12 protein-coding genes and 1 riboswitch are annotated in these 12,282 nt (G+C 68.7%); of the genes, 8 read left to right on the top strand and 4 right to left on the bottom strand.

Translation table 11 applies throughout. The annotated features are described in order from the left end of the window. Positions 1 to 38: 38 nt before the first annotated feature. Positions 39 to 629 (bottom strand): gamma-glutamylcyclotransferase, encoded by a 591-nt coding sequence (locus FHR97_RS08795; RefSeq protein ID WP_183383430.1) that lies wholly within the window; start codon positions 627 to 629, stop codon positions 39 to 41. 173 nt (positions 630 to 802) lie between these two features. Here FHR97_RS08795 and FHR97_RS08790 point away from each other — a divergent pair, with 173 nt between their 5' ends. Together FHR97_RS08790 and FHR97_RS08785 are read left to right on the top strand one after the other, a co-directional pair. After that, positions 803 to 1,243, top strand: a complete 441-nt coding sequence (locus FHR97_RS08790; protein WP_183383429.1) for a YtoQ family protein — start codon at positions 803 to 805, stop codon at positions 1,241 to 1,243. 89 nt (positions 1,244 to 1,332) lie between these two features. Beyond that, positions 1,333 to 1,896, top strand: a complete 564-nt coding sequence (locus FHR97_RS08785) for an NnrU family protein (RefSeq protein ID WP_183383428.1) — start codon at positions 1,333 to 1,335, stop codon at positions 1,894 to 1,896. 72 nt (positions 1,897 to 1,968) lie between these two features. On the opposite strand, the gene FHR97_RS08780 is transcribed toward FHR97_RS08785, so the two are convergent. Next, positions 1,969 to 3,903, bottom strand: a complete 1,935-nt coding sequence (locus FHR97_RS08780; protein ID WP_183383427.1) for a metallophosphoesterase family protein — start codon at positions 3,901 to 3,903, stop codon at positions 1,969 to 1,971. A gap of 123 nt (positions 3,904 to 4,026) precedes the next feature. Continuing rightward, positions 4,027 to 4,554 carry an HPP family protein gene (locus FHR97_RS08775; RefSeq protein ID WP_183383426.1) on the bottom strand — a complete coding sequence of 176 codons (528 nt, stop codon included), beginning with the start codon at positions 4,552 to 4,554 and terminating at the stop codon, positions 4,027 to 4,029. A gap of 164 nt (positions 4,555 to 4,718) precedes the next feature. Here FHR97_RS08775 and FHR97_RS08770 point away from each other — a divergent pair, with 164 nt between their 5' ends. Further along, positions 4,719 to 5,645, top strand: coding sequence for a cation diffusion facilitator family transporter (locus FHR97_RS08770; protein ID WP_183383425.1), 927 nt, complete (start codon positions 4,719 to 4,721; stop codon positions 5,643 to 5,645). Positions 5,646 to 5,652: 7 nt separating this feature from the next. Here FHR97_RS08770 and mntP read toward each other — a convergent pair whose 3' ends face one another. Then, positions 5,653 to 6,225, bottom strand: coding sequence for a manganese efflux pump MntP (gene mntP / locus FHR97_RS08765; RefSeq protein ID WP_183383424.1), 573 nt, complete (start codon positions 6,223 to 6,225; stop codon positions 5,653 to 5,655). A gap of 43 nt (positions 6,226 to 6,268) precedes the next feature. Further along, a riboswitch (yybP-ykoY riboswitch) is annotated at positions 6,269 to 6,403 on the bottom strand. Positions 6,404 to 6,796: 393 nt separating this feature from the next. Here mntP and FHR97_RS08760 point away from each other — a divergent pair. From FHR97_RS08760 to FHR97_RS08740, 5 genes are all read left to right on the top strand, one after another. Beyond that, a complete protein-coding gene (locus FHR97_RS08760; protein WP_183383423.1) occupies positions 6,797 to 7,396 on the top strand; it encodes a CBS domain-containing protein in 600 nt (199 codons plus the stop codon). A 135-nt stretch (positions 7,397 to 7,531) separates the two neighbouring features. Beyond that, the gene (locus FHR97_RS08755; protein ID WP_425486080.1) at positions 7,532 to 9,193 is read left to right on the top strand and encodes a GMC family oxidoreductase; all 1,662 of its coding nucleotides are present in this window, start codon (positions 7,532 to 7,534) and stop codon (positions 9,191 to 9,193) included. 200 nt (positions 9,194 to 9,393) lie between these two features. Next, entirely contained in the window at positions 9,394 to 9,600 is a 207-nt protein-coding gene (locus tag FHR97_RS08750) for a cold-shock protein (protein WP_126484220.1), read from the top strand. Between the two features lie 184 nt (positions 9,601 to 9,784). After that, positions 9,785 to 11,554, top strand: a complete 1,770-nt coding sequence (locus FHR97_RS08745; RefSeq protein ID WP_183383421.1) for an SLC13 family permease — start codon at positions 9,785 to 9,787, stop codon at positions 11,552 to 11,554. Between the two features lie 57 nt (positions 11,555 to 11,611). Next, a complete protein-coding gene (locus FHR97_RS08740) occupies positions 11,612 to 12,280 on the top strand; it encodes an alpha/beta hydrolase (protein ID WP_183383420.1) in 669 nt (222 codons plus the stop codon). Positions 12,281 to 12,282 lie beyond the last annotated feature (2 nt).

The raw sequence follows: 12,282 nt of genomic DNA, 5'->3' as shown, positions 1-12,282 counted from the left end.
TGTACACGCTCTGTCGGGAAGGCGGGCTCGGGCGGCCGTCAACGGGTTCGTGGTTCGATGTCGGCCGAGGCGTGCGTGCGCACGCGCCGGGCCAGGTCGGTGACATGGGGATCCTCGACGCCAAGCGCCTCCAGGGCCTCGGCCAGGTTGAGCAGATAGTCCCGGTTGGGGCCGCTCGGGCCATGGGCCTCGGCGATCTGGCGGGCCATGGCGGTGGGCTCGGCTTCGCCCAGGAAGGCGGCGTTGTCCTCGGTGGCGATGTAGGTCAGGCCCTGGGCGGTGTCACCGTCGGCGAAGTGCAGGGTGGTGATCTCGCGCAGGTAGCCGTTCTTCTCGCGCACGTCCAGCGGGTGCAGGGTCTCGGGGGTGATGCGGTAGGCCATGCCGTGGCAGACGGCGCCGGGGCATGGCAGCAGGGTGGCGACCCGCCCGGGGGCCTCCGGGGTGCCGCGATGGTCGTGGGAGCCCTGCCAGAAGCGGCGGACCCAACCGTGGATATGGGCGGGGCGGCGCTCCAGGTAGGGAAAGCCGGCCTTCCAGATCAGCGAGCCGTAGCCGAACAGCCAGATCGCCTCGTGATCGTCGAAGTGGGTCATGCGTCGGTTGAGTGCGGTGGTGTCGTGGACCATGTGTCGTGCCCGGGTGGCTGCGCGTGCCCGAGAGGGGCAGGAAAACATCCATGATGCGATGTCCGGGCCGGCTTGTCGAAGGCCCGAGGTGGGGCGCCCCCTCTTGTATACAAGGCCGGATGGCGTAAGATGGATTTCCACGTTTGCCATATTCCGCTATCGAGGAGCGCCTCATGAGCTTTCGAGTCTACCTGTCCGGCGAGATCCACACCGACTGGCGTGAGGAGATCCAGCGCGGTGCCGAGGCCGCCGGCCTGGACATCGTCTTCACCGCGCCGGTCACCGACCACGAGGCCAGCTATGCGGCCGGCGACCACCTGGGGCCGGCGAGCGAGGGCTTCTGGCGCGACCACAAGTCGTCCAAGGTCAATGCCATCCGCACCAAGACGCTGATCGAGCAGAGCGACCTGGTGGTGGTGCGCTTCGGCGACCAGTACAAGCAGTGGAACGCGGCCTTCGATGCCGGCTACTGCGCCGCCCTGGGCAAGCCCTACGTGACCCTGCACGGTGAGCAGATCGTGCATCCACTCAAGGAAGTGGACGCCGCGGCCATGGCCTGGGCGACCACCCCGGCCCAGGTGGTGGAGATCCTCGAGTACGTTACCCGCGGCTGATCTCTCCGCCCCGGGGCTGGTGTCGACCCGCCCCGGCGGCTACGCTGCCTTGGATCCGACAACCCCCTGATTCAAGGAGCTTCCCCGCCATGACCGTGATGATTCTCGGCCTCGTGATCTTCCTCGGCGTGCACTCGGTGCGCATCGTCGCCGACGACTGGCGGCGTGAGCGCATCGCTCAGTGGGGGGAAGGACGCTGGAAGGCGCTCTATTCCCTGATCTCGCTGGTGGGCCTGGGGCTGGCGATCTGGGGCTTCGGCCAGATGCGCCTGGACCCGCTGGTCGTCTGGACGCCGCCGCCGGCCATGCGCCACCTGGTGGCGCTGCTGATGATCCCGGCGTTCCTCCTGCTGGTGGCGGCCTATGTGCCGCGCAACCACCTCAAGGCGAAGCTCGGGCATCCGATGATCCTCGGCGTGAAGGTATGGGCGCTGGCCCATCTGCTGGCCAACGGCCGGCTGGGGGATATCGTCTTCTTCGGCGCCTTCCTGCTGTGGGCGGTGCTCGACTTCCGCGTCGCCCGGCGTCGTCCGTCGCCGGCCCCCGTCACTCCTGCGAGGCGTGCCACCGTCACCAGCCTGGTGATCGGCATGGTGGCCTACGTCGTCTTCGCCTTCTGGCTGCATGGGCCATTGATCGGCGTGCCGGCCTGAGGATCCCGTGACCACGGAAACGCTGTTGATGTGGCTCGCCACCGGTCGCGGCCTGAGCCGCGCCGTCTCCGTTCAGCTCTTGTCCGGCGGCGGGGGAAACGCCACGTCGAAGCCGCGGGCGTCGAGCTGGGCGATCCGGCTGGGGCGGCCCTGGTCATCCAGCTCCACCAGGCCGATGCCGGCGCCGTTCCACAGCCGCTCGCCGGCCCGGGCCCGCTCCGGGTCGCGGGGGCGGATGCGCATGCGACGCCGCTTGGTGAACCAGTTGAGCGGCGAGCGCGGCGCATAGAGCCAGCGGTTGGCCCGGTCGAACCAGTCCAGCAGGGTGTCGGGGAAGGCGTTCTTGATGCCGCTGGAGGTGATCTGCCAGAGCTGCGGACCCCGGCGACGCTGGCGGATGCGGATGTCGTAGGCGAAGGAATAGTGCACGTCGCCGGAGAGAATCACGTAGTGGCCCGGGGTGCGCGAGTGGCGGAAGATGTTGAGCATCACGCCGGCCGCCCCGCGGTGAGCCATCCAGTTCTCGGCATCCACCAGCAGCGGCTTGCCGGCCAGGGTGAAGAGTTTCTGGATGGTCTCGATCAGCTTGACGCCGAACATCGGCGCCGGCGAGACGATGATCACCGAGGGCGCGTCCAGCAGTTCCTGCTGGAATTCCGAGAGCGCCTCCCAGTCCATCAACCCGGAAGGCCGACGGGGGTTGCGCTCGCTGCGCCAGCGTCGGGTGCGGGTATCCAGCACCACCAGCTTGGGCGGGCCCGGTACCTGGAACTCCCAGCCCTCGAAGCGCAGCAGGTGCCGGATACAGGCGTCCTGTGTCTCGGCGGGCAGCCAGCCCTGCGGTGCGGCGTCCTCCAGCAGGGTGCTCACCTCGTCCAGCGGCCCGGCCAGACGGTCGGGGTCGTTGCCCCAGCCCTGGCAGACCAGGTAGCCCAGCAGGGCGTTGCCGATGATGCGCCGCGAGAAGGGGTGTTCGTAGGCGGTCTGCTCCCAGTCCGCGGTGAGGTTCCAGTCGTCGGTGATGTCGTGGTCGTCGAAGATCATCAGCGACGGCAGGTGGGCGAGCAGCCGGGCGGCGGCGGGCAGGCCCTCGACGAAGCGCTCGATGACCGCCTGCTCCGCCGCGAAGGTCTCGGTCTTCTCGGCGTCCAGGGACGGCGCCGTCACTTCCACCAGGCGCCAGGGCATGGGCGACCATACCAGCAGGTACATGGCGATGATCTCGCCGAAGGTCATCAGGTGGTTGTGGGCGTTGGCCGAGGTGAAGACCGGCTTCTTGACCCCGCCGAAGAAGCGCTCCCGCAGGTCGGCGCTGCTGGTCACGTCGGGCAGCAGCGCCTCGCGTTGGTAGTAGGTCGACTCGGCCGCGTAGAGCGCCTGGCTGTCGGCCACGGTGGCCCCCTCCAGGGACTCGTCGAACAGCCCCAGTCGCCGGATCAGCGCATGGATCGCCACCAGCAGGGGGCCGGCCACGTCGTCGGCGTAGATCTGGTCGCCGGTCATCAGCAGCCAGGCCGGCCATTCCTCGGGCGTGTCATGGCGCTCGGCGAGCCAGGCATCGGCGCGCACCAGGCCGTCCGGGCCGTCATGGTGGGGGCGCCGACAGGAGCCGTGCAGCAGCCGGTGATGCCCCTCACAGAGCACGAAGGCCGGTCGCCGGGCGCCCTCGTGGAGCAGGTGCGGCGCCCAGTCGGCGATGCCGGCGTCGCCCCGCTCGCCGACGATGCGCAGGTCATAGGCGATGCGCACGCCCAGGGGCAAGGGGGTCTCCAGGGCCAGGTCGATCAGGTGCAGGTGGGCATGCCGGCCGAGCGGCAGGCGCCGCACGCGAGCGTCGTTGAGGGTCAGCCGCCGCGGCCCATGGCCCTCGGGGTGCAGGAGTAGCTTGAGGGTCAGCGGCCGGGAGGCCACCAGCCAGATCAGCAGGCGGTCCGGCGTCAGCCGACGCAGCAGGGGGCCGGCCAGCACATCGGGCAGCGACGCATGGAGGGTATCGGGAGACGTCATTGTCGGGGCGTTTCCTGGTCGGGCGACGTGGAGGGCGGGGCCGGCGTGCCCCGCTTGGCGCCATGGTAGCCGACAATCCGCCTGCGACGTGAGTCGCCGTCCGGCGACGCGAATCGGGAGCGCCTACCAGTGGCGGGGATAGCGGCGGTGGCGGGCCAGGTTGTTGACCAGGATGGCCACCAGCACCATCACCGCGCAGCCCAGGCCCACCGGCATCAGCGGGAACCACCAGCCCAGGGCATGGATGTCGGGGCCGCCGATCACCGCGACCAGGGCGGCGGCGGCGCCGGGAGGATGCACCGTGTGGGTCAGCTGCATCGCCAGCACCGCCAGCGACACCGCCAGGGCGACGGCCAGGGGCGTCGCCCCCAGCAGCTGGTAGCAGGCCACGCCCAGCAGGGCCGAGAGCAGGCTGCCGACCAGCACGTTGCGCGGCTGCGCGAAGGGGCTCTCCGGCGCGGCGTAGATCAGCACCGAGGTGGCGCCGAAGGAGCCGACGATCAGCAGCTGCTGGGAGAGCCAGTGGTCACCGAGGAAGGTCACCGCGCTCATGCCGGTGAAGGCGCCCAGCCACGACCAGCTGGCATCGCGCCAGTCCACGGCGCCCCGCCGGGCCCGGGTGCCGCGCATCTTGGCGAAATACGTTTTCATTATAAAAAATATCTTTGGTGCATCTTCAGGGGGATAAGGATTCTGACAAGGTCGGTGGGTCGGTGCAACGGCTCGCCGGCGTTTTCTGCCTCGCCCCGGGGCTGGCACGGGACACCCGGCGCCGTGGTAGCCTGACTCCCGGGCAGGCTGCGGGAGCGAGTCCAGTGGGACACGATCATGGCGATCACCATCATCCGCAAGACAGCCAGCGGCGCCTGGCCTGGGCCATCCTGCTCACCGGCGGCTTCATGGTGGCCGAGGTGGTGGGGGGAATCCTCTCCGGCTCCCTGGCCCTGCTCGCCGATGCCGGGCATATGCTCACCGATACCGCGGCCCTGGCACTGGCCTGGTTCGCCGCGCGCATCAGCCGGCGTCCCGCCGATGCCCGGCGCACCTTCGGCTACCACCGGGTGCAGATCCTGGCCGCCTTCGTCAATGGCCTGACCCTGATCGCCATCGTCGTCTGGATCACCGTCGAGGCCATCCGCCGCCTGCTCTCGCCGCTGGAGGTGGCGGGGGGCACCATGCTGGCGATCGCCGGCCTGGGGCTGGTGATCAACCTGGTGGTGTTCCTGATCCTCCACCTGGGCGACCGCGACAACCTCAATATGCGAGGCGCCGCGCTGCACGTGCTCGGCGACCTGCTGGGCTCGGTGGCGGCGATCGTCGCCGCCCTGGTGATCCTGGCCACGGGCTGGGTGCCCATCGACCCGCTGCTCTCGCTGCTGGTGGCGGCGCTGATCCTGCGCAGTGCCTGGCGGCTGACCCGGGAGTCGGGACATATCCTGCTGGAGGGCACGCCGGCCGAGGTGGACGTGGGCCGCATCGCGCAGGAGATCCCCGAGCGCCTGGCGGCGGTGCGCGACGTGCATCACGTGCATGCCTGGTCGCTGACCCCGGGGCGCCACCTGCTGTCGCTGCACGCCGCCATCGAGGAGGATGCCGACCGGGAGCAGACCCTGGTGGCGATCAAGGCGGTGCTGCTCGAGCGCTTCGACATCGAGCATGCCACCATCCAGCTCGAGTCCGGCGACCGCTGTACCGACCGCGGCGCCTGCGAGCACGGCGAGCCGCCCCGCGCCCGCGACTGAGCCGGGGCTACCAGAGTCCCAGGTGCTCGGTGAGGATGGTGGTGCCGATCCCGATCAGGATCACCCCGCCCAGCACTTCCACCCGCTGGCCGATCAGCACGCCGAGGCGGCGGCCGAGCATCACCCCGAGGGTCGCCATCAGGGTGGTCGCCAGGCCGATCGCCAGGGCGGTGAGGAAGATATTCGTCTCCATGAAGGCCAGCCCGATGCCCACGGTCAGGGCGTCGATGCTGGTGATCATCGCGGTGGCGGCCACCAGCCACCAGGCATGCCCACGCGGCGCGGCAGTGGCCTCGTCCGGGTCGGGCGTCGACAGCCCTCCCCGGATCATGCGGATGCCCAGGGCGAGCAGCAGGATGAACACCACCCAGTGGTCCCAGGCCTGGATATAGTGGGAAGCGCCGCGGCCGATGGCCCAGCCGAGCAGCGGGGTCAGGCCTTCGACCACGCCGAAGATCAGGCCGGTGCGCAGGGCCTCGCGAAAGCGGGGATGGTCGATCACCGTGCCCTTGCCGACGGCGGCGGCGAAGGCATCGGTGGACATGGAGAAGGCCAGCAGGGTCGTGGAAAGCAGGGTCATCGGTCCGAGATCCAGGCCGGGCGATTCACCACGACGGCACGACACGCCCGGCCACGGGCGTCGTACCGTCGATGGTCTCGCCAACCCGAGGGTGCACCTGCCACGGCATCTGGCCGACTATGTTGACAGGCGCTCTCGCACGCGCGGTGCGAGCCGGCTACTCCCCAACGAGGGTAGGGTGGTCATGGCGCGGGGTGATAGCCCAGGGCCATGCCAACGATCGGCAAATCCTATCACCTTGGTGTGGGCCGCGCATCTCCAGCCAGGGCTATCGCCTGGACAGAATGCTTCTCATCTATGAGCGCCCACACAGGTTGGCGGGCGTTGAGGGGTTTCGTGGGCGCAATTGATTGCGCGATCCGTCGCGAAGCGGCGGTGGGCGGTGGGGGCATGCCTGGGGCGCCTGGCGGCGGCATCGCGCTCTGACGAGCGCCCACAGGGTGGTGGCAGGACCCATCGAGGATTGCGGTTCGGCATTAAGGCTGCCTTAAGGTGACCGAGCCAAGGATGGGAAGCGGGGCACGGATGCGAATCGAACGTCCGGCCCGCTCACCCAGAAGGAGTAGTGAAGATGACAACCCTGACATCCTCCCCCGACCGCCTGGAGACCCTCGGCGACCACCCGTTCATCGTCTCGCCGGCGCACACGCGCCTGTCTCCCGACAGCCCGGCGCTGACGGTGCTGACCGATTTCTCCCGAACGCCGCCGCTGACCATCCCGGCGGATACCCTCATGACCGATGCCCGCAAGGGGATGCAGTACGGCGGCGTGCGCCTGTTGCTGGTCGTCGACGAGCTGAAACGCTGCCTGGGGGTGCTCACCGCCCGGGAGGCGATCGGCGGACGGCGTACCACCCTGGCCATGCAGAATCGCAACATCCCCCGTGACGAGGTGACCGTTGCCATGGTGCAGAATCCCTGTCAGGAACTGAAGTCGATGCCGCTGGAGCAACTGGCCAACCTGACGATCGGTGAGCTGGTACATGACCTCTCTGCCTTCGGCGATCAGCATTTGCTGGTCACCGAGCGGGATCGTCGCCAGGGGCTGCGGATCCGCGGCGTGGTCTCGGCCGCCGACATCGGCCGGGCGCTGGGCACCGACATGTCGACCGTCCCCGAGGCGAGAAGCTTCGCCGATATCTGCCGCGTGGTGCTGGGCCACGAGCTGTGAGATCCCTGCCATGGCCGAGTGGTGCCTGCGCTTGGCCATGGCCTGCGGTCGGCCTCGACCAAGGCAGCAGTGACAGCCCGCCGAGGGCGCGCGACGCTGGATGCCGGCGTCGACAAGGAGGCGGTCCCCGTGAGCATCGTCGCGACCTTCGATTACATCATCGTGGGCGCCGGCACCGCCGGCTGCCTGCTCGCCAACCGCTTGAGCGCCGACCCGGCCAACCGGGTGCTGCTGATCGAGGCGGGAGGTCGCGACACCTATCACTGGATCCATATCCCGGTGGGTTACCTGTACTGCATCGACAACCCGCGTACCGACTGGCGGTTCCGCACCGAGCCCGATCCCGGGCTGAACGGCCGCTCGCTGATCTATCCGCGTGGCAAGACGCTCGGGGGCTGCTCGAGCATCAACGGCATGCTCTACCTGCGCGGCCAGGCCCGCGACTACGATGGCTGGGCCGAGCTGACCGGCGACGACGCCTGGCGCTGGGACAACTGCCTGCCCGACTTCATGCGCCACGAGGATCACTACCGTCTCGACGACGGGGGCGATGCCGACGCCGCCCACCGGGACTATCACGGCCACGGCGGCGAATGGCGCATCGAGAAGCAGCGCCTCAAGTGGCAGGTGCTCGATGACTTCGCCACCGCCGCCGTGGAGGCCGGCATCCCGCGGACCCTGGATTTCAACCGCGGCGACAACGAGGGAGTCGACTACTTCGAGGTCAACCAGCGCTCGGGCTGGCGCTGGAACACCGCCAAGGCCTTCCTGCGCGGCGTCGAGAAACGCCCCAACCTGACCCTCTGGCTTTCCACCCAGGTGCTGGGGCTGATACTGGAACGAAAAGGCGAGACGGGCGAAGGTGGCGAGCCGCGCTGCCGCGGCGTGAAGGCCTGGCGGGCCGGCGAGGAGCTCGTGGCCCGGGCGGCCCGTGAGGTGATCCTCTCCGCGGGCGCGATCGGCTCACCGCAGCTGCTGCAGCTGTCGGGCATTGGCCCGGCGGATCTGCTGGCCGAACATGACATTCCCGTGGTGGCCGCCCTGCCCGGCGTGGGCGAGAACCTGCAGGATCACCTGCAGATCCGCTCGGTGTATCGGGTGAACGGCGCCAAGACCTTGAATACCATGGCCAACACGCTGGTGGGCAAGGCCAGGATCGGCCTCGAGTATCTGCTCAGGCGCTCCGGGCCCATGAGCATGGCGCCCTCCCAGCTGTGCGCCTTCACGCGCAGTTCCGAGGCCTACGAGCATCCCAACCTCGAGTATCACGTCCAGCCGCTGAGCCTGGAGGCCTTCGGCCAGCCGCTGCACGATTTCCCGGCGATCACCGCGAGCGTGTGCAACCTCAATCCGACCAGCCGCGGCACGGTGCGCATCAAGAGCCGCGATCCGCGCCAGCCGCCGGCCATCGTCCCCCACTACCTGAGCACGCCGGAGGATCGTCGGGTCGCCGTGGAGTCGCTGCGGGTCACCCGTCGCATCGCCGGCCAGCCGGCCTTCGCCAGCTACGCGCTCGAGGAGGTCAAGCCGGGGGTGGAGTACCAGAGCGACGACGACCTCGTGCGACTCGCCGGCGATATCGGCACCACCATCTTCCATCCGGTGGGCACCGCGAAGATGGGGCGCGACGATGACCCCATGGCGGTGGTGGACTCGCGGCTTCGCGTCAGGGGCGTCCGGGGGCTGAGAGTCGTCGATGCCAGCATCATGCCCACCATCACCAGCGGCAACACCAACTCGCCGACGCTGATGATCGCCGAGAAGGCGGCGGGGTGGATCCTCGGCCCGTCGTCATGATGCTGTCATCTGTCGAAAATAGTGTTTGACCTGCGCCCTCCAAGGGCGCATGCTGCTCGCAGTTGGTTAGCAAGTCGCAAATCGCAAGTGGTCATCGAAAAGCTCAATAGCGTCGGTCGCCCGGTGAAAGTTTCTTGTTTTACCCACTGCAACTCGGGTATCTCCCCGGCTACACATCACGCTATTCGAGGAATTCGATAATGGCTACCGGTACCGTCAAGTGGTTCAACGACACCAAAGGCTTCGGCTTCATCTCTCCGGACGACAACGGTGACGACCTGTTCGCTCACTTCTCCGAGATCCAAGCCGAGGGCTTCAAGTCCCTGCAGGACGGTCAGAAGGTCTCCTTCGACGTCACCCAGGGCAAGAAAGGCCTCCAGGCTTCCAACATCAAGGTCATCGATTAATCCTCGATCGTCATTGATGTGCCGCCCTCGGGCGGCAGGACGGGGCCCGCGAAAGCGGGCCCCGTTTCGTTGTGGGCGTGGTTCATAAATTCCTTTTTCGTATAAGTGAATTTCTAAAAATAACTTTTTAGAATATACCCGGGCCGTCACAATGGGTCGGTTTCGACTCCCTGCTGGAATGCCCATGTCTCCGGACGCCTGGATCTCTCTCATCGTCGTCGCCGCCGTCTTTCCGCTGATGGCCCTGACGCGTGTCGGCCCCGACATGGTGCTGATGGGGGCCTTGATCCTGCTGGTCAGCCTGGGCGTCGTCGATCCCCAGCAGGCCATGGGCGGCTTTTCCAGCAGCGGCCTGTTCACCGTGGCCTTCATGTACGTGCTGGTGGCCAGCATCCGCGAGACCGGCGGCATCGACCTGATCATCCGCTACGTGCTGGGGCGCCCCCGCGGCGAGCGCCGCGCCCTGGCGCGACTGATCCTGCCGGTGGCGCCCCTGAGCGGCTTCCTCAACAACACCCCGGTGGTGGCCGCCTTCATCCCGGCCGTGCTCAGCTGGAGCCGGCGGCTGCGGCTGCCGGCCCATCGGCTGCTGATGCCGCTGAGCTTCGCCTCCATCCTCGGCGGCACCATCACCCTGCTGGGCACCAGCACCAACCTGGTGGTCCATGGCCTGCTGATCGAGCGTTATCCCGAGCTGGCCATGGGGCTCTTCGATATCGCCTGGGTGGGCGTGCCGGTGGCCGTGGTGGGGCTGACCTACCTGTTGCTGGTCGGCCAGCGCCTGCTCCCGCCTCGCCAGGGGGCCGCCGAGGTCTTCGAGAACCCCCGGGAGTTCACCATCGAGATGGAGGTCGATCCGGCCGGGCCGCTGGTCGACAGGAGCGTCGAGGAGGCCGGGCTGCGCCACCTGGAGGAGCTGTTCCTGGTGGAGATCGAGCGCGACGGCAACGTGGTCAGCGTGGTCGGCCCGGGGGAGCGCCTCAAGGGGCGCGACCGGCTGGTGTTTGCCGGCACCTCCGCCGGGGCGGTGGAACTGCAGCAGATCCGCGGGCTGATCCCCTCGCTCCACGGCGAGTCCAGCCTGCAGAAGGACTTCAAGGAGCGACGCCTGGTCGAGGCGGTGGTCTCCGACCAGTGCCAGTTCATCGGCCGGCGTATCCGTGACGGCCACTTCCGCACCCTGTATGGCGCGGCGGTGCTGGCGGTGTGCCGTGGCGGCGAGCGGGTGGCCGGCAACCTCGGCCAGATTCGCCTGCAGCCCGCCGACGTGCTGCTGCTCGAGGCCCGCCCGCCGTTCATCGAGCGCCACCGGCAGTCCCGGGACTTTCTGCTGATCAGCCAGGTCAACGGCGCGGCGCGCCCCGCCCACGAGCGCGCCTGGCTGGCCTGGAGCATCCTGGCGGGGGTGGTCCTGCTCGCCACCACCGGGGTGATGAGCATGATGAATGCCGCCATGCTCGGCGCCGCCGCCTCGGTGTTCTCCGGTTGCTGCTCGATCAGCGCCGCCAAGCGTGGCCTGGACACCCAGGTGCTGCTGACCATCGCCGCCTCCTTCGGCCTGGGGGCGGCCCTGGAAGGCTCGGGCGCCGCCGCCACGCTGGCCGGGGCGGCGATGGGCCTGGTCGACGGCAATCCCTGGTGGCTGCTGATCGGCAGCTACCTGGTGGTGGCCCTGCTCACCGAACTGGTCACCAACAATGCCGCCGCGGTGATCACCTTCCCGGTGGTGATGGCCGGGGCCGAGAGTCTGGGCGTCAGTCCCATGCCCTTCGTGGTGGCGGTGATGTTCGCCGCCTCGGCGAGCTTCCTGACGCCGATCGGCTACCAGACCAACCTGATGGTCTACGGGCCCGGCGGCTACCGGGTCAGCGACTACCTGCGGGTCGGGGCGCCGCTCAACCTGCTGAGCGCGGTGGTGGCGATGGTCCTGATCCCCCTGGTCTGGCCCTTCTAGGTCGCCGTGGCCGGCGCTTTGCGCTAGGGTGGCGCTTTTGCCCCGGGAGACCAATCCATGAGCGAACCCGACGAGTTGATCATCGAGCCCCGCGGCGGCAAGCCCGCCGATGCCTGTGTCTTCATCCTCCACGGCCTCGGTGCCGATGGCCATGACTTCGAGCCCCTGGTGCCGGCGCTGTCGCTGCCCGAGGGGGCGAGCGTGCGCTTCATCCTGCCCCATGCCCCGCGACTGGCGGTGACCATCAACGGCGGCATGGTGATGCCGGCCTGGTACGACATCAAGGAGATGAGCCTCGAGCGCCGGGTGGACGAGGCCCAGCTCAAGGCCTCCGCGGCGCGCATCCAGGCGCTGGTCCACGAGCAGATCCGGCATGGCATCCCCGCCGAGCGCATCATCCTGGCCGGCTTCTCCCAGGGTGGGGCGGTGGCCTACGAGGCGGCCCTGACCTTTCCCGAGCGTCTCGGCGGCCTGCTGGCCATGTCCACCTACCTCGGCACCGCCGAGAGCCTCGAGCCGACCCCGGCCAACCGCGAGCTGCCCATCGAGATCCATCACGGTCATCTCGACCCGGTGGTGCCCGAGGCCCTGGGCCGGGCCGCCCACGACCGGCTCTCGGCCATGGGCTACCCGGTCCACTATCGCCAATACCCCATGGCCCATGCGGTCTGTCCCCAGCAGGTCGCCGACATCGGCCACTGGCTGTCCGAGCGGCTGGCTCGCTGATA

Origin of the sequence: Halomonas stenophila (assembly GCF_014192275.1) — a bacterium.
In the GTDB taxonomy this organism is placed as follows: Bacteria; Pseudomonadota; Gammaproteobacteria; order Pseudomonadales; family Halomonadaceae; genus Halomonas; species Halomonas stenophila.
Note: the sequence above shows the minus strand (reverse complement) of the source record. Positions and strands in the feature narration are given on the sequence as shown.

What these genes read in the sequence shown, in the direction of transcription:
- FHR97_RS08780 (WP_183383427.1), bottom strand. Translation starts at nt 3,903, where the DNA reads ATGACGTCTCCCGATACCCTCCATGCGTCGCTGCCCGATGTGCTGGCC.
- mntP (WP_183383424.1), bottom strand. Translation starts at nt 6,225, where the DNA reads ATGACCCTGCTTTCCACGACCCTGCTGGCCTTCTCCATGTCCACCGAT.
- FHR97_RS08740 (WP_183383420.1), top strand. Translation starts at nt 11,612, where the DNA reads ATGAGCGAACCCGACGAGTTGATCATCGAGCCCCGCGGCGGCAAGCCC.
- FHR97_RS08790 (WP_183383429.1), top strand. Translation starts at nt 803, where the DNA reads ATGAGCTTTCGAGTCTACCTGTCCGGCGAGATCCACACCGACTGGCGT.
- FHR97_RS08745 (WP_183383421.1), top strand. Translation starts at nt 9,785, where the DNA reads ATGTCTCCGGACGCCTGGATCTCTCTCATCGTCGTCGCCGCCGTCTTT.
- FHR97_RS08775 (WP_183383426.1), bottom strand. Translation starts at nt 4,554, where the DNA reads ATGAAAACGTATTTCGCCAAGATGCGCGGCACCCGGGCCCGGCGGGGC.
- FHR97_RS08760 (WP_183383423.1), top strand. Translation starts at nt 6,797, where the DNA reads ATGACAACCCTGACATCCTCCCCCGACCGCCTGGAGACCCTCGGCGAC.
- FHR97_RS08785 (WP_183383428.1), top strand. Translation starts at nt 1,333, where the DNA reads ATGACCGTGATGATTCTCGGCCTCGTGATCTTCCTCGGCGTGCACTCG.
- FHR97_RS08750 (WP_126484220.1), top strand. Translation starts at nt 9,394, where the DNA reads ATGGCTACCGGTACCGTCAAGTGGTTCAACGACACCAAAGGCTTCGGC.
- FHR97_RS08795 (WP_183383430.1), bottom strand. Translation starts at nt 629, where the DNA reads ATGGTCCACGACACCACCGCACTCAACCGACGCATGACCCACTTCGAC.